Source organism: Kitasatospora sp. NPDC127121, from assembly GCF_042677305.1.
Classification (GTDB): Bacteria; Actinomycetota; Actinomycetes; order Streptomycetales; family Streptomycetaceae; genus Kitasatospora.
In genome coordinates, this window is record NZ_JBHXTQ010000025.1 from 33296 (window position 1) to 53499 (window position 20204).

General features: G+C 74.2%; 23 protein-coding genes and 1 pseudogene. 11 read left to right on the forward strand and 13 right to left on the reverse strand.

Annotation, left to right across the window (positions count from 1 at the left end):
* Window positions 1–48 precede the first annotated feature (48 nt).
* From ACFVHI_RS15280 to ACFVHI_RS15295, 4 genes are all read right to left on the reverse strand, one after another.
* Complete coding sequence (locus ACFVHI_RS15280) at window positions 49–1623, reverse strand: AMP-binding protein (protein WP_380339262.1); 1575 nt, start codon at window positions 1621–1623, stop codon at window positions 49–51.
* A 7-nt stretch (window positions 1624–1630) separates the two neighbouring features.
* Entirely contained in the window at window positions 1631–2488 is an 858-nt protein-coding gene (locus ACFVHI_RS15285) for a MaoC family dehydratase (protein ID WP_380339265.1), read from the reverse strand.
* Window positions 2485–3723, reverse strand: a complete 1239-nt coding sequence (locus tag ACFVHI_RS15290) for a beta-ketoacyl synthase (protein WP_063352987.1) — start codon at window positions 3721–3723, stop codon at window positions 2485–2487. Before ACFVHI_RS15290 ends, ACFVHI_RS15285 begins: the two co-directional genes overlap by 4 nt.
* Before the next feature lie 101 nt (window positions 3724–3824).
* A complete protein-coding gene (locus ACFVHI_RS15295; protein ID WP_063352988.1) occupies window positions 3825–5036 on the reverse strand; it encodes an aminotransferase class I/II-fold pyridoxal phosphate-dependent enzyme in 1212 nt (403 codons plus the stop codon).
* A 597-nt stretch (window positions 5037–5633) separates the two neighbouring features.
* On the opposite strand from ACFVHI_RS15295, the gene ACFVHI_RS15300 reads away from it, so the two are divergent.
* Both ACFVHI_RS15300 and ACFVHI_RS15305 read left to right on the forward strand, forming a co-directional pair.
* Window positions 5634–6506 (forward strand): bacterial transcriptional activator domain-containing protein, encoded by an 873-nt coding sequence (locus tag ACFVHI_RS15300; protein WP_063352989.1) that lies wholly within the window; start codon window positions 5634–5636, stop codon window positions 6504–6506.
* Window positions 6507–6857: 351 nt separating this feature from the next.
* Entirely contained in the window at window positions 6858–7205 is a 348-nt protein-coding gene (locus tag ACFVHI_RS15305) for a helix-turn-helix transcriptional regulator (RefSeq protein ID WP_063352990.1), read from the forward strand.
* Between the two features lie 79 nt (window positions 7206–7284).
* Here ACFVHI_RS15305 and ACFVHI_RS15310 read toward each other — a convergent pair whose 3' ends face one another.
* On the reverse strand, window positions 7285–8280 hold the full coding sequence (locus tag ACFVHI_RS15310) for a zinc-dependent alcohol dehydrogenase family protein (RefSeq protein WP_380339270.1): 996 nt from the start codon (window positions 8278–8280) through the stop codon (window positions 7285–7287).
* Between the two features lie 255 nt (window positions 8281–8535).
* Here ACFVHI_RS15310 and ACFVHI_RS15315 point away from each other — a divergent pair, with 255 nt between their 5' ends.
* Window positions 8536–9555, forward strand: coding sequence for a phosphotransferase family protein (locus tag ACFVHI_RS15315; RefSeq protein ID WP_380339273.1), 1020 nt, complete (start codon window positions 8536–8538; stop codon window positions 9553–9555).
* 46 nt (window positions 9556–9601) lie between these two features.
* Here ACFVHI_RS15315 and ACFVHI_RS15320 read toward each other — a convergent pair whose 3' ends face one another.
* From ACFVHI_RS15320 to ACFVHI_RS15330, 3 genes are all read right to left on the reverse strand, one after another.
* Window positions 9602–10735, reverse strand: a complete 1134-nt coding sequence (locus tag ACFVHI_RS15320; protein WP_380339276.1) for an FAD-dependent oxidoreductase — start codon at window positions 10733–10735, stop codon at window positions 9602–9604.
* Between the two features lie 335 nt (window positions 10736–11070).
* The gene (locus ACFVHI_RS15325) at window positions 11071–12264 is read right to left on the reverse strand and encodes a methyltransferase domain-containing protein (RefSeq protein ID WP_380339279.1); all 1194 of its coding nucleotides are present in this window, start codon (window positions 12262–12264) and stop codon (window positions 11071–11073) included.
* The gene (locus ACFVHI_RS15330) at window positions 12265–12426 is read right to left on the reverse strand and encodes a hypothetical protein (protein ID WP_350886069.1); all 162 of its coding nucleotides are present in this window, start codon (window positions 12424–12426) and stop codon (window positions 12265–12267) included. It abuts the gene before it with no gap.
* A 228-nt stretch (window positions 12427–12654) separates the two neighbouring features.
* Here ACFVHI_RS15330 and ACFVHI_RS15335 point away from each other — a divergent pair, with 228 nt between their 5' ends.
* Genes ACFVHI_RS15335 through ACFVHI_RS15345 form a run of 3 tightly spaced genes read left to right on the forward strand, consistent with a single transcriptional unit; the run spans window position 12655 to window position 14259 of the window.
* Window positions 12655–12909, forward strand: coding sequence for a hypothetical protein (locus tag ACFVHI_RS15335; protein ID WP_380339282.1), 255 nt, complete (start codon window positions 12655–12657; stop codon window positions 12907–12909).
* The gene (locus ACFVHI_RS15340) at window positions 12881–13396 is read left to right on the forward strand and encodes a DUF6879 family protein (RefSeq protein WP_380339285.1); all 516 of its coding nucleotides are present in this window, start codon (window positions 12881–12883) and stop codon (window positions 13394–13396) included. The genes ACFVHI_RS15335 and ACFVHI_RS15340 overlap by 29 nt, the downstream gene beginning before the upstream one ends.
* A 14-nt stretch (window positions 13397–13410) precedes the next feature.
* Window positions 13411–14259 carry a helix-turn-helix domain-containing protein gene (locus ACFVHI_RS15345; protein WP_380339288.1) on the forward strand — a complete coding sequence of 283 codons (849 nt, stop codon included), beginning with the start codon at window positions 13411–13413 and terminating at the stop codon, window positions 14257–14259.
* Between the two features lie 11 nt (window positions 14260–14270).
* Here ACFVHI_RS15345 and ACFVHI_RS15350 read toward each other — a convergent pair whose 3' ends face one another.
* A complete protein-coding gene (locus tag ACFVHI_RS15350) occupies window positions 14271–15512 on the reverse strand; it encodes an MFS transporter (protein ID WP_380339291.1) in 1242 nt (413 codons plus the stop codon).
* Between the two features lie 169 nt (window positions 15513–15681).
* On the reverse strand, window positions 15682–15993 hold the full coding sequence (locus ACFVHI_RS15355) for a helix-turn-helix transcriptional regulator (RefSeq protein ID WP_063352995.1): 312 nt from the start codon (window positions 15991–15993) through the stop codon (window positions 15682–15684).
* 127 nt (window positions 15994–16120) lie between these two features.
* Between ACFVHI_RS15355 and ACFVHI_RS15360 the strand changes: the two genes are divergently transcribed.
* The 5 genes and pseudogenes from ACFVHI_RS15360 to ACFVHI_RS15380 all read left to right on the forward strand — a co-directional run bounded on the left by ACFVHI_RS15360 (window position 16121) and on the right by ACFVHI_RS15380 (window position 19107).
* Complete coding sequence (locus ACFVHI_RS15360) at window positions 16121–17014, forward strand: hypothetical protein (RefSeq protein WP_380339294.1); 894 nt, start codon at window positions 16121–16123, stop codon at window positions 17012–17014.
* Between the two features lie 85 nt (window positions 17015–17099).
* Complete coding sequence (locus ACFVHI_RS15365) at window positions 17100–17582, forward strand: hypothetical protein (RefSeq protein WP_380339297.1); 483 nt, start codon at window positions 17100–17102, stop codon at window positions 17580–17582.
* A gap of 118 nt (window positions 17583–17700) precedes the next feature.
* Entirely contained in the window at window positions 17701–18243 is a 543-nt protein-coding gene (locus ACFVHI_RS15370; protein ID WP_380339300.1) for a DUF1707 domain-containing protein, read from the forward strand.
* Window positions 18244–18376: 133 nt separating this feature from the next.
* Window positions 18377–18460: pseudogene (locus ACFVHI_RS15375) on the forward strand (IS630 family transposase); the annotation flags it as partial.
* Window positions 18461–18528: 68 nt separating this feature from the next.
* Window positions 18529–19107, forward strand: a complete 579-nt coding sequence (locus ACFVHI_RS15380; protein WP_380339303.1) for a maleylpyruvate isomerase N-terminal domain-containing protein — start codon at window positions 18529–18531, stop codon at window positions 19105–19107.
* 67 nt (window positions 19108–19174) lie between these two features.
* Here ACFVHI_RS15380 and ACFVHI_RS15385 read toward each other — a convergent pair whose 3' ends face one another.
* The 3 genes from ACFVHI_RS15385 to ACFVHI_RS15395 are packed head-to-tail and all read right to left on the reverse strand — an operon-like array spanning window position 19175 to window position 20132.
* Entirely contained in the window at window positions 19175–19369 is a 195-nt protein-coding gene (locus ACFVHI_RS15385; protein WP_380339306.1) for a hypothetical protein, read from the reverse strand.
* Window positions 19366–19695 carry a hypothetical protein gene (locus ACFVHI_RS15390; protein ID WP_380339309.1) on the reverse strand — a complete coding sequence of 110 codons (330 nt, stop codon included), beginning with the start codon at window positions 19693–19695 and terminating at the stop codon, window positions 19366–19368. Before ACFVHI_RS15390 ends, ACFVHI_RS15385 begins: the two co-directional genes overlap by 4 nt.
* Window positions 19692–20132: an ATP-binding protein gene (locus ACFVHI_RS15395; RefSeq protein WP_079136664.1), complete on the reverse strand. Its 441-nt coding sequence runs from the start codon at window positions 20130–20132 to the stop codon at window positions 19692–19694. Before ACFVHI_RS15395 ends, ACFVHI_RS15390 begins: the two co-directional genes overlap by 4 nt.
* Window positions 20133–20204: the final 72 nt, after the last annotated feature.

The following is a 20204-nucleotide window of genomic DNA, read 5'->3' on the forward strand; positions in this document are numbered from 1 at the left end:
TGTGTGGGGTTTTGGTGGCGTAATCAGGTGATGGGCCGGGTGGCTCGGTCAGGCGGTGGGCAGGACGGCCTTGCGGTCGACCTTGCCGGTGGCGGTCTTGGGCAGCGGGGCGTCGTGGATGGCCAGGCGTTCGGGCACGGCGGCGCGCGGCAGGTTGCGGGCGAGGTGTTCGCGCAGGGTGAGGCTGTTGAGGGCGGAGCCGGCGGCGCGTTGGACGGCGGCGTGCAGGCGCTTGCCGGTCAGCGGGTCCGGGGCGGCGGCGACGGCGGCCTCGCGGACCTCGGGGTGGGCGAGCAGGACGCGTTCGACCTCGGCGGTGTTGACGGCGACGCCGCGGACCTTGACCTGGAAGTCGGCGCGTCCGGTCAGGTGCAGGCGGCCGTGTTCGTCGCGGACGGCCAGGTCTCCGGTGCGGAACCAGCGCCGTCCGGGCCCGGCGCCTTCGGGCTGGGTGGTGAAGCGGCCGGTGTCGCGGGAGCGGTCCAGGTAGCCGGCGGCCTGGAAGGGGGTGGAGACGTACAGTTCGCCGTGGCCGGGGCCGGTGACGGGGGTGCCGTCGGGGGCGGCGAGCAGGGTGCGCACCCCGGGCAGGGGGGTGCCGATGGGCACCGGCAGGGCGGCGGTGGCGTCCAGGCGGTCCAGGCGGTGCAGGAAGCTGTCGTTGGTCTCGGTGCAGCCGTAGATGTTGTAGAGCGCGGCGCCGGGCAGCAGGGCGGGCAGTGCGGCCAGGGTGCGGGCGTCGATGGCGTCGCCGGTGAACGCGGCGTGCTCGACGCTGTCCAGCACCGCGACGCCTGCCGGCTGGGCGGCGGCGGCCTGGGCGAGGAGGGCGTAGGCGAGGGGGACGGCCTGGAGGACGTGCGGGCGGTGGCGGGTGAGCTGGGCGAGCAGGTGGCGGGCGTTGAGCGCGTGGGCGGGGTCGATGAGCAGGACGGTGCCGCCGGCGGCGAGGGTGGCCCACACGTCGAGCAGGCACAGGTCGAAGTTGAGGGGGGCGTAGTTGGCGACGACGCGGCCGGGCCCGAGGTCGAAGGTGTCGTGGGCCCAGGCGGTGAAGCGGTCGACGGCGGCCTGCGCGAGGGGGACGATCTTGGGCAGGTCGGTGGAGCCGGAGGTGGTGAGCAGGAAGGAGGTGCCGGCGGCGAGGGTGGGCACGGGAGCGGGGCGGGCCAGGGTGGGCAGGGCGGGGGCGTCCTGGCCGAGGGGGGCGAGCAGGTGGCGGGCGCCGGCCTGGGCGAACAGGGCCGCGAGCAGGGCGGGGGCCAGCTGCGGGGAGGGCAGCAGGAAGGGGCGGCGCTCGATCAGGCAGGCCAGGACGAGGGCGATCTGCTCGGGGGACTTGGCGGCGGGCAGGCCCACCGGCTCGCCGGGGGCGAGGTCCAGCGTGTGCAGGCGCAGCCGTTCGCGTTCGGCGGTTTCGGCGAGTTCGCGGTAGGTGACGGCGCGCTCGTGCCACAGGAGGGCGACGGCGTCGGGCCGGGTGCGGGCGTGGGCGGTGAACGCGTCGGGCAGCGACAGCGGCGGCGGGGCCTGCACGGCGGGCGCGGCGAGTGCGGCGGACGCGGCGGGTGCGGCGGGCGCGGCGGGTGCGGTGGGCGCGGCGGGTTCGGCGGGTGTGGTCATCGGGGTCTCACTCCCCCGCCGGGGTGAGGGCGGCCCAGCCGGCCTTGACGGCGGTGCCGGCCTGGGTGGCGACGGTGAAGCGCACCACCGTGCCCCGGTCGTAGGGCTGCAGGGTCAGGCGCAGCGGGGTGCCGGGGGTGGTGGGGGCGGCGAAGCGGGCGCCCAGGGCGGTGAGGCGGATGGGGTCGCCGTCGGCGTGGCGGTCGGTGATCTCCTCGGTGGCGAGGGCGACCAGGTGCATGCCGTGGGCGATGGCGGCGGGGAATCCGGCGGCGCGGGCGGCGTCGTCGTCGAGGTGCAGGGGGTTGAGGTCGCCGGCGGCGTGGGCGTAGGCGGTGACGTCGGCGGGGGTGAGGGTGTGGGTGAGGGTGAGGGGTTCGGTGTCGGGGGTGGTGCCGGGGTGGGCGGCGGGGCCCAGGGTGCCGAAGGGTTCGATGGTGGTGGCGCCGACGAGCAGGGCGGAGGTGGTCAGGTGGGCCAGGGTGCGGGTGCCGTCGGTGAGGTGGGTGGTGAGGGCCAGGCGGGTGCCGCGGGCTTCGCGGCGGGCGGCGGTGACGGTGACGTCGATGTCGACGTGGGTGCCGGCGGTGAGGGGGTGGTGGGTGTGGATCTCCTGGGCGAGGTGGACCACGCCGGTGAAGCCGGTGTCGCCCGTGGTCAGGGTGGTGACGGTGTGCTGGGCGAGGGTGTGGGCGAGGACGAAGGGGTGGGCGGGGGCGGCGGCGCCGTCCGGGGCGGGGGGCAGGCCGGTGCGGGCGGCGGTGCGGTAGGCGGCCAGGGCGTCGGCGGTCACGGTGGTGCTGGTGCGGGCGGTGCGGTGGGCGGGCCCGGTCGCCGTAGCGGTCGCGGGTGTGGTCGTGGTCATAGCGGGGTCACCACCAGGGTCGAGTTGTGGCCGCCGAAGCCGAACGAGTTGGACAGGGCCGCGCCCGCGCGGATGGGGCGGGCGGTGCCGTGGACGACGTCGAGGTCCAGGCCCTGTTCGGTGTGCTCGTGGTTGGCGGTGGGAGGGGCGAGGCGGCTGTTCATGGCCTGCACGGCGGCGATCAGCTCGACGGCGCCGGCGGCGCCGATGAGGTGGCCGATGGCGCCCTTGGTGGAGGTGACGGGCACGCCGTGCGGGCCGAAGACGGTGCGCAGCGCGGCGGCTTCGGCGCGGTCGTTGTGCACGGTGGAGGTGCCGTGGGCGTTGACGTGGGCGATGTCGGCGGGGGTGAGGCCGGCGTCGGTGAGGGCGGCGCGCATGGCGGCGACGGCGCCGGCGCCGTCGGGGCGGGGGTTGGAGAGGTGGTAGGCGTCGGCGCTGGAGCCGTAGCCGGCGAGGAGGGCGTAGGGGGTGCGGTGGCGGGCGCGGGCGTCGGCGAGGCGTTCGAGGACGAGGAAGCCGGCGCCTTCGCCCATGACGAAGCCGTCGCGGTCGGTGTCGAAGGGGCGGCTGGCGCGGGCGGGGTCGTCGTTGCGCTGGGAGTGGGCGCCGAGGTTGCCGAACGCGGCGAGGGTGACGGGGGTGAGGGTGGCTTCGCAGCCGCCGGCGATGACGATGTCGGCGCGGCCGGTTTCCAGGAGGAGGGCGGCGTGGCCGATGGCGTCGGCGCTGGAGGCGCAGGTGGTGGCGATGGTCAGGGCGGGGCCGGTCCAGGCCAGGCGCATGGCGATCTGGGCGGCGGCGGCGTTGGGCATGGTGACCAGGGGCATCAGGGGGCTGACGCGCAGGGGTCCGGCGGTGGTGAAGAGGGCGGATTCGCGGTCGCTGGTGGTGCGGCCGCCGACCGCGTTGCCGACGACGATGGCGCTGCGGCCGGGGTCGGGTTCGGGGGCGCCGGCGTCCTGGTGGGCGGCGAGGGCGGCGAGGGTGCCGTAGTGGGCGAAGGGGTCGAGGCGGCGGGCGTCCTTGGCGGGGACGGGGCCGTTGTCGGGCAGGTCGGTGACGCGGCAGCCCAGGCGGACCCGGTGGCGGGCCAGGGCGGGGTCGGTGAGGGCGGTGGCGGTGGGGGTGCCGGTGCTGACGGTGTGCCAGAACGCGGCCGGGGTGTGGCCGGCGGGGCTGACGACGCCCAGGCCGGTGACGGCGATGGGGGGCCGGGTGGGGCGGGCTGCCATGGTCTTGTCCTTTCCGGGCGTTGGGGGCCGGCGCGGGCCTTCCCAGGTGGGGCGGGGCCGGGGCCGGCGGGCCTTCCTGGGTGGGCCGGGGGCCGGCTCGGTCAGATGAGGCCGGTCTGGGCGGCGGCGGTCAGGAAGGCGTCGGCGGCGAAGTCGATGTCGGCGGCGGTGTGGCGGGCGGTGACGGCGATCCGCAGCCGGGCCAGGTCGTTGGGCACGGCGGGGGTGACGACGGGCAGGCCGATGACGCCGGCCTTGCGGCAGGCGGTGGCGTAGTCGTAGGCGGCGTCGTCGGAGCCGGCGATGACGGGCAGGACGGCGGTGGCGGAGTCCATGGTGGAGATGCCGGCGTCGTTGAGGCGCCGGCGCAGGCGCTCGGCCTGGACCTGGATGTGGGTGACGCGTTCGGGTTCGCGGCGCAGGATCCGCAGGGACTCCAGGGCGGCGCCGGTCTGGGCGGGGCCGAGGGCGGCGGAGAACAGGAACGGGCGGGCGGCGTAGCGCAGGTGGCCGATCAGTTCGTGGCTGCCGGCGACCCAGCCGCCCATGGAGGGGATGGCCTTGGAGAGGGTGCCGAGTTTGATGTCGACGCGGTGGCGGTAGCCGAAGTGCTCCTCGATGCCGCCGCCGGTCTCGCCGATGACGCCCAGGGCGTGGGCCTCGTCGACCATCAGGAGGGCGTCGTGGGCGTCGCAGACCGCGCGCAGTTCGGGCAGCGGGGCGATGTCGCCGTCCATGGAGTAGACGCTGTCGACGATGACCAGGCGCACGCCGGTCGGGGAGGCGGCCTTGAGGCGGCGTTCCAGGTGGTCGACGTCGTTGTGGCGGAAGCGGGTGACGGTGGCGCCGGAGAGGCGGCAGCCGTCGACGATGCTGGCGTGGTCGTACTTGTCGATCAGGACGGTGTCGCCCTGGCCGACCAGGGCGCCGACGGTGCCGACGTTGGCGGCGTAGCCGGAGCCGAAGACCTGGGCGCGTTCGCGGCGGGCGAAGCGGGCGACCTCGGCTTCCAGTTCCTCGTGCAGCGGGATGGTGCCGGCCAGGGCGCGCACGCCGTGGTTGCCGGTGCCGTAGACGTCGACGGCGGCCTTGGCGGCGGCCACCACGCGTTCGTCTCCGGCCAGGCCCAGGTAGCTGTAGCCGGACATCATGAGCAGGCGCTCGCCGTCCAGGTCGCAGTAGGCGCTGTCGCGTTCCATGGTGTAGGCGACGAAGCTGTTGCGGCGTGAGGGGTCGGACTCCAGCGCGGCCACGCGGTCCAGGGTGGCGGCGAGCTTCGGCTCCAGGCGGTCCCATGCTCCGGTGGCGTTCACGTGCGGGTCTCCTTCTCGGCGGGGCGCGGCGGGCGCGCGGCGGTTTTGCCGTGCGGTTTGCCGTCGGTTTGCCGCCGGTTGTCCGTCGGCTGTTCGGCGGTTCGTCGTCGGCTTGTTCCGGATTGTTTTCGGTATTTCCCGGCGCGGGGGCGGGTGGTGGTGCTGGGGTTTCCTCCCGGGATAGTCCCGGGGCTTTTACGGGTGGTGCCCGGCGCAGGGGGTGGGTGGTGTTTCTCGAAGCCTTCACGCGGGGTGCTCAAGGATGACTACATTTCTACGGCAGGATGCGCAAGGCGTCCGCAATAGCCGTGTTCTCGGCCTGCGGTAACGCTCTGACGTGCAGAAACCCTGCGTCCACGACGCATGGACCGGCCGGTGGGTATGTTTTGTCGACCAGTGTTGACACCGTGTGATGCGCCGAATGTATGGTCGAAATCCGCCGAAACCGAACGGCTGGTAGGCGGAATTTCCGGTCCAGGTTTCCCACGCCGTCGGCCCGGCGTCACGGGCCGTCGGCTCCGCTTTGGCTCAAGGGGGTTGGAGCACGTTGAACGGCTTCCGGGAAGACAGTCCGTCCGGCAGATCGGGGACATTCTCATGCTGATCCGCCTGACAGGACTTGTGACGATCGAGCACGACCGCGGCGCCCCGCAGCACCTGTCCAGCGCCCAGGCCCAGGTGGCGTTCGCCCGCCTGGTCCTGGAACGCTCCGCCGGCACCAGCCGCGACCAGCTGGCCGACACCATCTGGCCCGACGGCCTGCCCGACACCTGGGCCTCCGCGCTGCGCAGCGTGGTCTCGCGGGTGCGGGCCTTCGTCGCCTCCCCCGGCCAGGGCCCGGGCGCCACCCCGCTGATCGCCCAGGGCGGGCGCTACGTCCTGCGGCTGCCCGCGGACGCGGCGGTGGACCTGGAGGCCGCCGCCAGCGCGGTCGGGGAGGCCGGGGAGGCGTACGCGGCCCGCTCCTACGCGGTGGCGCAGCAGTTGGCCGCGGGGGCGATCGCCAACCTGCGCGGCGCGTTCCTGCCCGACCACGAGGGCGAGTGGGCGGGCGGGGTGCGCGAGCACGTGGAGGAACTGCGGATGTCCGCGCTGGAGACGGCGAGCCTGTCGGCCTCGGCGCTGGGCGAGGAGCACCACGCGCTGCGCTGGGCCGACGAGGCGGTGCGCCGCGCCCCGTTCCGCGAGAGCGCCTACCGCTGCCGGATGGAGGCGCTGGCCGCGGCCGGCAACCGGGCCGAGGCGCTGCGCTGTTACCAGCAGCTGCGCCGGGTGCTGGCGGAGGAGCTGGGCATCGACCCGGCCGCCGAGACCCAGGAGCTCTACCTGGCGCTGCTGCGCTCCCCCGCTCCCGTCGCGCCCGCTCCGGCGGTGGTACGGCCGGTGGACCCGGTGCTGATGGGGATCTTCGAGCCGCTGGCCCTGGCCCGGCTGGCGCGCCCGGCCGGGCCGCCGGTGCGCGCGGCCTGACGGGACCGGCGGTGCGCGCGGCCTGACGGCCTGTCGGTGCGCGCGTGGTTCGGCGGATCGCCGGTGCGCGCGGCTTGGCGGCCTGTCGGTGCGCGCGCGGCCTGACGGCCTGTCGTCGTGGCGGGCGGCCCCCGACGCTGAGGGGGCCGCCCGCCCGCGTGCGCGCACGGGGGCGGGCGGGGGCGCGGGGGTCGCGGGCGCGCCGGGGCGGGCGCGCGCGTGTTGCGGAGGTGTTGCGGGTGGGCGTGGCGCACGGCGCGCTCGTAGTAGCGTCGAGGCGCGAAGTCGCGCACGCCGCGCGGCTTTTACCGAACCGGGACGGGGGTCGAGCGTTGGGAAGGGGTGGTGGGTGTGGGACGGGCACGCGTGGCGGCGCGGGTGATCGTGCACCCTGGTGTGGAGGACCTCAGGGTCCAGCAGGTGTTGGAGGCACTCGCGGACCCTGCCCGCAGATCGGTGGTGCGCCGGCTGGCCCACGCGGGTGCCGCGCTGAGCTGCGGCTCCTTTGACCTTCCGGTCTCCCGTTCCACCTCGACGCACCACTTCAACGTGCTGCGCCAGGCCGGACTGCTGCACCAGTACTACGTCGGCACCACCAAGATGAACTCGCTGCGCGCCGAGGAGTTGGAGGGCCGTTTCCCGGGCCTGCTGTCGGCGGTGGTCGCCGCCGCCGATGCCGAGGCCCGCACGGCGCCCTGAGCGGGCCGGCCCGTCCCGCGGCCGGCGGCCGTGGGGCGGGCCGGTTCTGGAAGGCTCGGCCCTGGTGGGGTCAGTGGGGTCAGTTCTGGACGGTGAGGACGATCTTGCCGACCTGGGTGCCGGCCTCCAGGTAGCGGTGGGCCTCGGCGATCCGGTCGAGGCCCTCGAAGACCCGGTCGACGGCGGGGGTGAAGGAGCCGTCGGCGAGCCCGGCGGTGACGAAGGCCTGCGCGCGGCGCAGCCGTTCGTCGTCGCGGGTGATGTCGTGCATGGAGTAGAAGCGGCTGGTGACGGGGGCGAAGGTGTCCTGGCCGGGCAGGGGGGTGTCGCGGGGGTCGAGGCGGCCGTAGACGATCAGGCGGCCGCCGGGGGCGATGGTGCGGGCGAGGGTGAGGACGCCGGGGCCGGCGACGGGGTCGAAGACGGTGCGCACGCCGGTGCCGGCGGTGATGGCGTCCACGCGGGCCACCAGGTCCTCCTCACCGGTGATGATCACGTCGGCGGCGCCGGCGTCCAGGAGTTGCTGCTTCTTGGCGCGGGTGCGGGTGGTGGCGATGGGGACGGCGCCCAGGCGGCGGGCGGTGCGGATGGCGGCCAGGCCGGTGCCGGAGGCGGCGGCGGTGAGCAGGGCGTGGTCGCCGGGGCGCAGGTGGCCGTCCTCGGCGAGGGCGCCGTAGGCGGTCAGGTAGGGCATCCACACGGCCGTGCCCTGGATGTCGGTGAGGCCGGCCGGGTGGTGGACGACGGCGCGGGCGGGCACGAGGGCGTGGGTGCGGTAGACGCCGTAGTCGTTCTGGGAGAAGGCCGGGACGGTGTCGACCCGGTCGCCGGCGGCGAAGCCGGTGACGCCTTCGCCGAGGGCTTCCACGGTGCCGGCGGCCTCGTAGCCGGGGGTGGCGGGCAGTTTGGGCTCGTCGAGGTAGGCGCCGGCGCGGAAGAGGGCCTCGGCGCGGTTGAGGCCGATCGCGCTGACGCGGATGAGCAGTTCGCCGGGGCCGGGCACGGGGACGGCGGCGGCTCGCACGGTCAGGACCTCCGGTCCTCCGGTGCGGTCGAAGACGACGGTCCTGGACATGGCGTAACTCCCCTGCTGCGACGGGCCGGTGGCGGTGCGGTGTGCGGTGCGGCGTGCGGCGTGGCGTGCGGTGCGGCCACTTACGTAACCCGGTGCGCGGGGAACTGTCAAACTTCGACCGGTCTCGGAATAGTGGGCGGTCGGCGGGCGTTGACGGTGAGTTGACCCTGCGTCAGGCCCGGGGCCGCGCGGGCTGCGGGGGCGGGTGGGAACCCGGCATGGCGGCGGGCGGGCGGTGTTCGTATCCTTCGGCGGATGAACGCCTTCGCGCCGCCGCACGAACCGCCGCACGAACCGCCGCACGAACCGTACGGGCCCTCGGGCCGGGACTGGGCCGCCACGCTGCGCTGGGTGGAGCAGGGCCTCCCCCCGGGCCACCGGGTGCGGTCGGTGACGGGCCTGCGCGGCGGCTGGACGTCGCGGATGCGGCGCCTGGACGTCGGCCCGGAGGCAGGCCCGGTCCCGGGCGGGTACGGGCTGGTGCTGCGTTCGTTCGTCAAGCCGTTCTACCTGCGCCACGCGCCCGCCCTGCTGACCCGTGAGGCCGGCGTGCTGCGGCTGCTCGCGGACGGCGGCGTGCCGGCGGCGCGGCTGCACGCCCTGGACGCGGCGGGCGAGTTCTGCGACCACCCGTCGCTGGTGATGTCGCTGCTGCCGGGCGGCGTGCGGGTGGCGCAGGACGGCGACGTGGAGCGCCGCGCGGACCTGCTGGCCGGTCAGCTGGCCGCCGTGCACGCCCTCGCGGTGGCGCCGGGCGAGCGACCCCGCGCCTTCGAGGCGTGGACGGCCCCGGAGCGGGTGCGGGTGCCCGGGGCCACGGCGCGTCCCGGGGTGTGGCGGCGGGCGGTGGACGTGATCCGCCGCGAGGCGCCCGCGTACCGGCCGTGCTTCCTGCACCGCGACTTCCACCCCGGCAACGTGCTGTTCACCGGGCAGGGAGCCGCGCTGGCCGTCAGCGGGGTCGTGGACTGGGTGGAGACCTCCTGGGGCCCGGCCGACCTGGACGTGGCCCACTGCTCCACCGCCCTGGCCCTGCTGCACGGCGTGGACACCGGCCTGGACTTCGCCGCCCGCTACCTGGCGGCCGGCGGCACGCTGGAGGCCGACCCGGGCGCACACCTGTACTGGCGGCTGCTGGACGCGCTGGCGTTCGCCCCGGACGCGGAGAAGGTCGCCGTGCCGTGGCGGGAGCTGGGGCGCGGCGACCTGACGCCGGCCCTGCTGGGCCGGCGCCTGGAGGACTACCTGGAGGCGCTGCTCGACCGGTACGCCTGAGCGCCGCCCGCCGGTCGCTTCCCGGTGGGTGGTTCAGGAGGCCGGTTCAGGAGGCCGGTTCGCCGTCGAGGAAGGCGGCGATCAGGGCGCGGGGGGTGTCGTCGCCGTTGAGGAGCTCGTGCATGTGCACGCCCTCGGAGGCGGCCTCGGCGCTGCGGGGGAACATGGCCCGCTCGTACGCGGCGAGGGCGGCCTCGGTGTCGCCGGGGTGCGCGGCCAGGGCCTGGCCGAGTTCGGCGCCGTCGAGCATGGCGAGGTTGGCGCCCTCGCCGTTGGGGGCGGTGAGGTGGGCGGCGTCGCCCAGCAGGGTCACCCCCGGCACCCGGTCCCACCGGTGGGCGATCGGCAGGGTGTAGTGGGGGCGCAGGACCGGGGCGGTGTCGCCGTCGGTGATCAGCGCGGTGAGTTCCGGTGCCCAGCCGTCGAACTGTGCCGCGATGCGGGCGCGTGCCGCGGCGGGGTCGGCGAAGTCGACGGCGGCGAACCAGTCCTGCGTCCTGGTGAGCATCACGTAGGTGTGCAGGGTGTCGCCGCTCTCCCGGTGGGCGAAGATCTCCGCGCCCGGCGAGGGCGCCATCATCGACCCGCCGCCGACCGCCTTCGCGGCGGCGAGGTGGCGGGTGTCGGCGTCGAACAGGTAGGTCTCGACGGACGACGTGCCGGTGTACTCGGGAGTGGCGGCGGACAGCAGCGGCCGCACCCGTGACCACGCGCCGTCCGCGCCGACCAGCAGGCCCGTGACGGCGGTGGCGCCGTCGGCGAACGCCACCTCGTGGCGGCCGGCGCCCAGGGCGCGGACGCCGGCGGCCTTGCGGCCCCACCGGACGGTGCCGGCCGGGAGCGAGTCGAGCAGCATCTGCCGCAGTTCGGCGCGCTGCACCTCGGGGCGCCCGCCCGTGCCGTCGTCGGCCTTGTCGAGCAGGACGCTCCCGTCCCGGTCGAGGATCCGCATCGCCTGGCGGCCCTCCAGTACGAGGGCCTCGAACTCGTCCATCAGGCCGGCCGCCCGGACGGCGAGCTGCCCGTTGTAGTCGTGGATGTCGAGCATCCCGCCCTGCGCACGCGCCGCCGGCGAGGCCTCCGCCTCGTAGACCGTGGACGCGATGCCGTGCAGGTGCAGCACGCGGGCCAGGGTCAGCCCGCCGAGTCCGGCGCCGATGATCGTGATGTCGGTGGTCATGGTGGTTCCCTGTCTGTCGCACGCCTGCCGGATGGGCACCCGGCCTGTCCCCGGAAAGCTCCCAGGGCCCACCGGCACGCCACTGACAGGCCACCGGCACCCGGCTCACACCCCCGGCATCCGGCCGTCACCGCGCCCGCTGCACGCCGCGGCGCGCGCCCGATCCGCTTCGCAGGAAGGACTCTTGGGCGGCCGCGCCGGATCGGCGGGCCCTTCCTCAATCCGGTCCGGCGCGAGGGTTCGCCGTCCCCGTCCCCTGCTGAACAACACCCCGTGTGGGACGGCGGCAGGCATGGACCGTCGCGATGAGAGACGTCCGCGCCCCGGTCCGAGCCTTAGCGATCGTCCCTGGAACGGACGGCGTTGCCCGGGCTGTCGAGCCAGTACCGGTGCTCGCCCTGGGGCGTCACGGTCAGCCCGAACCGCTCTGGCCCGGGTTCACCGTGGCCGATCCACCAGGCGCGCGCCCGTGCCACTTCGTCCCACAGCCGCCGCTCGCCGTACTGCCACACGGTGTAGCCGCTCGACCCGTCGTCCGCCCGATCGACGGCCGCCCACGACGTGGCGTCGGTGGTGGCGAGCCAGAGCCGGCGGGCGACGCCGTCCACGTCGGGGTCGTCGTCCCACGCCGTCCAGACGTTACCGAGGTGCACGCCGATGGTGAACGCGAGGTCCCACCGGTCTTCCGCGATCCCGTGCGCGGGCAGCTCGGTGTGCGACTCGTCCGGCACGTGCTCGTCGCGGACCACGTCCCGATAGATCCGCAGGTCCGTTCGCTGGTTCCGCGCGAGCATGAACGCGCTGTAGGGACTGAAACGGCCCTCGGCGCTGCCGTCCTCGGCGACCGACAGCCTCAGCAGGCCCCAGCAGACCCACGGGTTGTCCCACGGCGTGAGGATCAGCCCGCCGGGCCTGGTCTGGCGGACCAGCGCCTCGGGGACGCCCTGCAGGGCGCAGGTCACCGAGACACGGTCGTACGGGGCCCGCAGGCCCCACCCTCGGGTGCCGTCGCCGCAGACCACTTCGGGGCTGAAACCGGCGTTCGCCAGACTGGTCCGGGCTCGCGTCGCGACCTGCGCGTCCACCTCGACGGAGACGACGTTCGGCGAACCGAGCCGGTGGCTCAGGTAGGCGGCCGTCAGCCCCGTGCCGGTGCCGATCTCCAGCACGGTCATGCCGTCCCGCAGATCGAGCATTTCGAGCATGCGGAACACGATGGACGGGGCCGATGCCGAGGACGACGGCCATGGGTCTGCGTCCGGGTCCTTCCCGTCGTTGACCTGCGTGACGACCGGTACGTCGGCGTAGGCGGCCTTGTTCCAGCCCTCCGGATCGGATGCGCGGTCGCACGGCGTGTAGCCGCCGTTCCCGTCGTCCAGCCACACCCGGTCGGCGAGGAACCAGGACCGGGGCGCCGCTTCGGCGGCTGCCGCCCATTCCGGGGCCACGTCGCGGCCGAGCTCCTTGCCGACGGCCGAGAGCAGGCCGCGAACGGCGGCCTGCTCCGGCTGACCCTCGTGCTCAGGCAATTACTTCCCCTTGCCGTGCTTGTTGTCGCCCTTGCTGCCCTGCGTGTCGGGGCTCGGGGCCGACTTGCCCGGGTCCTTGTTCCCCGCGTGCTTGCCCTGTCCGCCGTCGTTGCGGCCCGATCCGCCGCCGCTGCTCCCACCCTTGCCGGTTCCCCAACCCATGGCCGGGCTCCTTCGCGTCGTCCCGGGCTCCGCACTCGACCCGGATGCTTCCTGCGCCGTCTGCTGTGACCGGCACAGGCCACGCTACGGACGGCGAGGCACCGGACTCTACGAACTTGCACGAGCTTGCACTTCAATCACCCTGGCGAGTACCCGTATTGACGCCGTATCCGCTGCTCGGCAAAGCTTGTGCGAGCCCGAGAAAGCACCTGGACCAGGGAGCCGACCATGGCCGTGGAGTTCGTTGGCATCGATCCCGACACCGATCGGGACCACTGCCCCACCGTGTGGGTGGACCCGCAGGCTCAGGAGATCCTGTTGCAGGGGTGGAATGCGAGCCCCGAGACTCAGGCGCAGTGCGAGGCGAGCAGCCCCGCGAACGGTCCGGTACCCGACAGTGAGACCATCGTCAGGATTCCGGCCCGGATGGTGCCCATGATCAGGGAGGCCTGTGATGCCGTCGAGCGTGCCCGACTTCGCTGAGCTGCTCGGGCGGTGCCGGCGGTCCGCCGTCCATCTGGAGCTGCGGGACTCCTACGCCCCGACGGAGCGGTTCGAGGCATGGCGGCGCGGCGAGCGGATCGACTGGGAGGACCGCGGGTCCTGGTGGCATCCCTATGACCAGTTGATCACGGACACGGTGGCCCGGGGCGTGGCCGTGCGCCGGGCCCGGGTCGTCTCCGAGCCCGTGTCCGCGTACATCCGGTGGGAGCACTACGTCACCCACGCCAACGTCACGGCGGGCGAGGAGGTCCGCTGGCTGCCCCGGCGACGGGCCACGGGCATCCCCCTGCCGGGCAACGACTTCTGGCTGTTCGACGACGCGCTGCTCCGGGTGCACCACTTCTCCGGCGACGGCGCGGTGGTCGAGGACGAGATCACCGAGGACCCGCAGACCGTCAAGCTGTGCGCCACCGCGTTCGAAGCGGTCTGGGAGCGAGCGGTCCCGCACCACCTGTACGGAATCTGACGAAGGCCGGCTCCGTGCCCGCGCACCCCTCTGCGAGCGTCCAGCAGGCCCGCGAAGTCCTGGCCGCCCGGCTGCGCGAGATCCGCAAGGACGCAGAGATCAGCGGGCGGGAGCTGGCCATCAGGTGCGGCTGGTCGGAGTCGAAGTCGTCCCGGATCGAGAACGCCAGGACGCCCCCCTCCGACGCGGACATCAGGGCGTGGTGCCGGGCCTGTGACGCCGGCGATCAGATCCCCGACCTGATCGCCGCCAACAGGCAGTCCACCGACGCCCACGTGCAGTGGAGACGGCTCCAGCGAAGCGGGCTGCGCCGTCTGCAGGAGTCCACCGGGGACCTGTACCGACAGACCAAGGTGTTCCGGACCTACGTCTCCGACGTGATCCCCGGGTTCCTCCAAACACCTGGATACGCCGCCGCCCTGCTGGCGTCCATCGCGGACTTCCGGGGAATCCCGAACGACGTGAGTGACGCCGTGGCGGCCCGCATGAAGCGCAACGCGGTGCTGAACAACGGCGCACGCCGGTTCTCCTTCGTCCTGGAGGAGTCCGTGCTGCGGTACCGCGTGTGCAGCGCCGAGGCCATGGCCGCGCAGCTCGACCACCTGCTCGGCGCCATGGATCTCCCGAACGTCGCCCTGGGCATCGTCCCGTTCGCGGCACAACGGGACGTGTGGCCCATGCCGACCTTCACGGTCTTCGACGACAGCAGGGTCCACGCGGACACGCTGGATGCCGCTTCCACGCTTACGCAGCCCAGCCAGGTCGGCCTGTACGCCCGGGCCTTCGACCGCCTCTCACAGGGGGCGGTACGGGGCGCGGCAGCGCGCTCACTCGTGGCGGACGCCCTGGCCTGCCTGGACTGACACGGGAGCCGTCAGACGGTGGCGGGCGGTGCGTCCTGCGCCTGCGGCGCCAGCACGGCCGGCGCGGTGGGGATGGGGGCACCGGGGCCCAGACGGCGGCGGAGCAGGACGGCGGCCAGGGCGGCGAGGGCGAAGCCCGCTCCGGCCCAGGGCAGGTGGCGGGCGCCGGCGGTGGAGACGACGAGGCCGCCCACCGCGCTGCCGGCGGTGATGCCCAGGTTGGAGAAGGAGATGAACAGGCTGTTGCCGAACTCGGGTGCGTCCTGGGCGTCGCGGGCCAGCCAGCTCTGGCTGACGACGAGTCCGCCGGAGTGCACCGCGCCCCAGAGCAGGACGCCGGCGGTCATCGGCGCGGGCCAGGGGCCGATCGCGTAGAGCAGGGCGTAGAGGAGGACGTAGAGGGCGGGGAAGGCGGTGACGGTGAGCAGCAGGTCGCGTTCCAGGAGGCGGCCGAAGAGGAGGTTGCCGAGGACCATGACGATCCCGAAGGCCATCAGCGCGGCGCCCACCAGGGAGGCGCTCAGGCCGGTGACGCGTTCCAGGTATTCGGCGAAGTAGCCGTAGACGGAGAACATCGCGGCGAACACGCACACGACGGCCAGGACCGACAGCCACAGCCGGCCCCGGCGCAGGATGGCCAGCTGGCCCCGGTAGGAGGGGCGCCGGCCGGCGGGCGCTGCGGGGGTGGCGGGCGCTGCGGGGGTGGCGGGCAGGAGGAGCAGGACGCCCAGGCAGGCCAGCAGGTTGACGCCGGCGCCGAACCAGAACGCGGCGGCCAGGCCCGCGTGTTCGGCGAGGTAGGAGGTGAGCGGCACGCCGAAGGCGAAGCCGACGGTGACGCCGGCGAAGACGGTGGTGGCCGCCCGGGTGGCGCGGTGTGCGGGGACCAGGTTGGCGGCGGTGGTGAGGGCGACGGCGAAGAAGACGGGGTGGAAGAGCGCGGGCAGGATCCGGAAGGCGAACATCACGGCGAAGTCGTCGGTGAGCGCGTACACGGCGTTGGAGAGCGCGAAGACGGCCAGGGCGCCCGCCAGGACGGCCTTGCGGCGCAGGCCGGAGGCCAGCAGGGTGCCGAACGGCCCGGTGGCGGCGACCACGAGAGCGAAGACGCCCACCAGCCAGCCGGCGGCGGAGGGTGTGACGCCGAGGTCCTCGGAGATGCGGGGCAGGACGCCGACGACGCCCATCTCGGTGGTGATGATCCCGAACACTCCCAGGGAGAGCGTCAGGACGGCGGGGCCGGTCTTTGCCATGTGCTGCCTCCGTCCGCCCGGCGCGCGGGGTGTGCGGGCGCACGGCACCCGCCCCCCCACGCACAGGGCTACAAATCTAGATAGTTAGATGGAATGGGGCGAAAAGGAAGGGCGCAGCCCGGGCCGCCCCGGCGGGGGCGGTGGGGTGCGCCCCTGAGGGGGCGGAGCGTCAGAGTTCGTCGCGGGCGTAGGCGGCGAACGCGGCGATCGTCTCCTCGTCGCGGCGGTAGAAGGTCCACTTGCCGACACGTTCGGACACCAGCAGTCCGGCGTCGCGCAGGATCTGCAGGTAGCCGGAGACCACGGACTGGGCGAGCCCGGACTTCTCCCGGATGTCCGTCACGCACACGCCGATGTGGAAGCCCACGCCGCGTTCGCGGTAGTAGTCCTCGTCGAAGTAGCGCTCGGGCGTCTTGAGCCAGCGCAGGAAGTCCGCCCGCGCCGGGTTGGCGAGCGCCTTGTGAACGGCCAGCGGATCCACCGCGCGCACCCCCTTCGCCCGACCCTCGACCAGATGACGTATCCAATATTCTAGATGTGAAGAAGCGTGTCAACCCGGGCCGGGCGGGCCGACGCGGGCCTGCCCGCCTGCGCCTAGGATCGGTGCGGTGCACCGGAGGAATCTGACAGCGGCCGACGGCGAATCCTGGGGCGGCCTGGGCCTGGAGCTCCCCCCTGCCACCGAACCGGGGCTGCGGCCGCGGACGGCGAACGGGAACCTGATCGTCCTGTCGCAGGGTCCGCGGGTGGTGCTCACCGGCAGGATCGACGACGACCGGTGCGGCGTCGAGTACTCCCGCACGGACCACTACCGCTCCCCCATCACCCCCCTGCGGGCCGCCGAGGCACGCGCGATCGCCGAGGCGTGCTCGGCCGCCGGGCCGGGAGGGCCGTCCTGGTACGCCCGCTGGGCGCACCGCTTCGCCGGCGCCCTGCACGCCCGCGCCGCCGGCCCGCTCCACGAGGGGCGGTGGGTGCTCTCCCCGCGGCTCGCCCGCGAGGGGATGGCACCGGCCGCAGGCGGGCCGGGCGGCCAGTGGCGTTCCCTGCTGCTCGACGGCCATCCCGACGGCTACATCGACTGGTTCGACGGCTCGTGGCGGGTCATGCCGCTGCGCCGGATGCCGCCACCCGACGACCCCCGGGTGAAGGCCTGCCGCAAGCAGGCCCGGGAGGGCATCCTGGCGCCCGTCCTGCTCTGGTGGTTCAGCGGGCTCAACTGCCATGTGGTCCTGGACGGCCACGCCCGCCTCGGCGCCGCCATCGCCGAGAACCGCGAGCCGGCGGCACTGGTCCTGTCCCGCGCACCGTCCCGGGAGCAGACCGGGGCCCGGACGGACAGAGCCCTGTCGACCTACCGCCTCACCATGTCCCTCCTGGACGGTCCGCATCCGGTGACGGACCGCCAGGGCCTGGCCGGGGCGGCGGGCCGCCTGCTCGCCGCCCAGCTGCACAGCCTCAAGGCCGACTACGCGCCCACCCGCGCATGGCCGTTGCCGTGAGGCCCACCCGCCCGGCCCCGGCCGGTGCCGTGAGCCGCCGAAACGACGTGGCGCCCGGGCACCACCCTGCCGCAGGATCGGCCCCGTGGAAACAGTGATGCAGTGGGTCCGCACGTCATGGACCGGACAGTCCCGGGGCGGACCCGAAGCCGCCCGGCGCAACGCGGCCCCGACCGCCTTTGCGCTGCCGCCCGGCTCACCGCCCCTCGTCCACGAGGTCCGGATGCACGAGGCCGACGGCTTCCGGCCCCGCTCCCTGACGCACGAGAGCACACCCGGCTCCCGCACGGACACCGGCGTGCTCCTCCAGGAGGCCGGCCACCTGCTGCGGGTCCAGCTCGTCGCGACGCCCTTCGGCATGCCGCGCCGACGGCGCCGCCCCCCGGCAGTGCGCCTGGCCCGCGGGCAATGGCTGCGCTGGCAGATCAACTACCGCTTCGCCCACGCACACGACGGCGCGTGGACCTACCGGCTCGACACGCTCAACATCGCCCACGGCCCGGCACCTGCCGACCTCTTCCTGGGCACCCCCACCCTGCGCGTCAGCGAACTCGCCGCCCTGCGCTGACCGCACGCCGCCCGACGCGGGGCCGCGATCCTGCGCGCACCGGCTCCGCGCGGCACCGGCCGTTCCCGCCAGGGGCCTTGGCTGACTCGCGGCGCAGGCGCGGCGCTAGGCTGTGGCGGTGACCTCGCTGCCGGAAGACCTCTCGCCCCTGGCCGGCGACGACGACCGCGACACGGCCGTGCAACGCCTGCAAGAGGCGTACAGCCAAGGGCGCATCTCCCACGAGGAGATGGACGAACGCCTCGACCAGGCGCTCACCGCCAGGACGCAGGGCGCACTCGCGCGGTCCCTGGCCTCGCTCCCCGAACCGGGCGCGGGCACCGAGACGACGATCGGCGCCGCCACGGGACGCATCCGGCGCAGCGGCGCCTGGCGGGTGCCCCGGACCCTCAAGGTCGCCTCCGCGCTCGGCAGGGTGCACCTGGACCTGTCCCGGGCGGTCTTCGAGCACCCGGTCGTCGACATCGAACTGCAACTCGGCACCGGCGGCGCCAGGATCACGGTGCCCCACGACGCGGTCGTCGACATCGAGGGCATGCACGCCGGCTGGAAGGAGGCCCGCTACAAGCCCCCGCGGCACCCCACCCCCGGCGGCCCCACGATCCGGATCTCCGGGACCACCGGGTTCGGACGGCTGAAGGTCCGCCACGCTCGGCGCTGAGACCGCCCGGGCCGGGCTACTGTTGCAACTCTCTTTTATCGGTGCATGATTGACGATTCGTCACATTCTGTGACGGTCGCCCCCGGTGGTGGACAACCTCTCCGCCCACAAGGGCGCCAAGATCCGCCAGTGGGCCCAGAACCCCGACGTCCTGGCCGCCCAACGCCGTGAACGCGCACGCATCCGCGGCGAGAAGGGCCTCCGCCGGGGCGGACGCCCCCTCGCAAGCGCGGCAGCCCAACCGTGGACGGATGAACTCTCCTGTCGCGGCCGTAGCATCGCCGGATGCGCTACATCGACAACCGAGACGTCAACGAGGCCGTGACCGAGATGATGCGGGTACTTGGCCCGCACGACGCGGAGGACTGGTCGGTACCGGCAGGTCCGCTGGAATGGAGCTGCTGGACGACGGCCGCCCACATCGCCCATGACCTGCTGGCCTACGCCGGGCAGATCACCGCACGCCCGACGGACGCCTACCTGCCCTTCGACCTCGCCGTCCGCCCGGACAGCTCCCCACGCGAGGTGCTCCAGGTGGTCACCGCCTGCGCAGGGCTACTCGGCAGTGCCCTGGCCACGGCCAGCCCGGAGGCGCGGGCCTGGCACTGGGGTCCTTGCGACCCGTCAGGCTTTGCGGCAATGGGTGTCGCCGAGGTGCTCCTGCACACCCACGACATCACCCAGGGGCTGGGCGTGCCATGGCTGCCCCCGGCACCGCTCTGCGCGGCGGTACTCCACCGGCTCTTCCCCGAAGCTCCACCCGGCGACCCGGCCCATGTCCTCCTCTGGTGCACCGGCCGGGGCGATCTGGAAGACCGCCCCCGCCGCACCTCATGGATCTGGCGCGCGGCAGTGGCCGAGTGATCAGGCCTCTCGCAGGAAGACTGAGAGGCGCCCCCGTACACGGCGAACGGTCCCGGTCGCAGCACAACTAGCGCGAGGGCGCCTGGCGGGCGGCGCGGTCGGCGACGGCCCGCAGCAGGGCCTCGGCACTGCCCGGGGTGGCCGCCCAGCGCCGTATCTCGGCGTACGCGGCGCGGCGCCCCGGACTCAACGCCCGCACGGGCAGGGAGAACTGGCCGCGCAGGCACCACCACCTCACGACCCGGGCGCAGCTGCGCCTCACGTCGGGTCCGGGAGCTCGTCGATGCCGTCGGAGCCGGCGGGGCTTTCGGCGGGGCGCAGGTGGATGGGGTGGGCGTGGATGCCGACGAAGGCGATCGTGCGCAGCGCGCCGAAGTCGGTCAGCCGGCGGGAGATGAGGGCGGTGGATTCGGGGGCGAACAGGTCGGCGAGGTAGGCGGCGTGGTCGTCGTCGAGGGGAAGGCGGGCCAGGTCGGTGCGCACGGCCGCCAGGGCGTCGGCGAGCCGGGCGAAGGTGGCGGTCTCGGTGACGCCGGCGATCTCGACGGTGACCGGGTGCGGGTAGTCGCGGGGCGGGATGGTGGTCACGCGGCGGCGCCGCTCTGGGGTCCGAGGACCGCCCACACCGCTTTGCCGACCCCGCCCGCGCACGGTCGGCAGCCCCACTGGAGGGCGAGTTCGGACACCAGCCACAGCCCCCGCCCGCATTCCTCGTCCCCGTTGACGCGGCGCAGCACGGGCTGCCGGGAGTCGGCGTCGTGGACCTCGATCCGCAGGTCGTCGGCCGAGAGGGCGAAGCGCACGAACAGCAGCCGGTCGGACGGGGTGCGGGCGTGCTGGACGGCGTTGGTGACGAGTTCGCCGAGCACCAACCCGGAGTAGTCGGAGAACAGTTCGCCCCCCTGGTGGTCGGAGAGGAAGTCGCGCAGCAGCCCCCGCGCGGTGGGCACGGACTTCTGGTGGCGCGACAGCCAGCAGGAGTACTCCCCCGCGACGGGGGGCGGGATCTTCAGCGTTTCGGACATGGCGACGCCTCCTCGGCGGCGGAGCGGGAAAGCGTGATCCGGGCACGTGAGGCAAGGCCCGAGGACCGTCGG

Excerpts from the sequence above, each read along its gene's own strand:
- ACFVHI_RS15310 (WP_380339270.1), bottom strand. The coding sequence starts at position 8,280 with ATGTCCAGGACCGTCGTCTTCGACCGCACCGGAGGACCGGAGGTCCTG.
- ACFVHI_RS15395 (WP_079136664.1), bottom strand. The coding sequence starts at position 20,132 with ATGTCCGAAACGCTGAAGATCCCGCCCCCCGTCGCGGGGGAGTACTCC.
- ACFVHI_RS15320 (WP_380339276.1), bottom strand. The coding sequence starts at position 10,735 with ATGACCACCGACATCACGATCATCGGCGCCGGACTCGGCGGGCTGACC.
- ACFVHI_RS15280 (WP_380339262.1), bottom strand. The coding sequence starts at position 1,623 with ATGACCACACCCGCCGAACCCGCCGCGCCCACCGCACCCGCCGCGCCC.
- ACFVHI_RS15330 (WP_350886069.1), bottom strand. The coding sequence starts at position 12,426 with ATGGGTTGGGGAACCGGCAAGGGTGGGAGCAGCGGCGGCGGATCGGGC.
- ACFVHI_RS15315 (WP_380339273.1), top strand. The coding sequence starts at position 8,536 with ATGAACGCCTTCGCGCCGCCGCACGAACCGCCGCACGAACCGCCGCAC.
- ACFVHI_RS15335 (WP_380339282.1), top strand. The coding sequence starts at position 12,655 with ATGGCCGTGGAGTTCGTTGGCATCGATCCCGACACCGATCGGGACCAC.
- ACFVHI_RS15340 (WP_380339285.1), top strand. The coding sequence starts at position 12,881 with ATGCCGTCGAGCGTGCCCGACTTCGCTGAGCTGCTCGGGCGGTGCCGG.
- ACFVHI_RS15290 (WP_063352987.1), bottom strand. The coding sequence starts at position 3,723 with ATGGCAGCCCGCCCCACCCGGCCCCCCATCGCCGTCACCGGCCTGGGC.
- ACFVHI_RS15285 (WP_380339265.1), bottom strand. The coding sequence starts at position 2,488 with ATGACCACGACCACACCCGCGACCGCTACGGCGACCGGGCCCGCCCAC.
- ACFVHI_RS15350 (WP_380339291.1), bottom strand. The coding sequence starts at position 15,512 with ATGGCAAAGACCGGCCCCGCCGTCCTGACGCTCTCCCTGGGAGTGTTC.
- ACFVHI_RS15380 (WP_380339303.1), top strand. The coding sequence starts at position 18,529 with ATGCGCTACATCGACAACCGAGACGTCAACGAGGCCGTGACCGAGATG.
- ACFVHI_RS15300 (WP_063352989.1), top strand. The coding sequence starts at position 5,634 with ATGCTGATCCGCCTGACAGGACTTGTGACGATCGAGCACGACCGCGGC.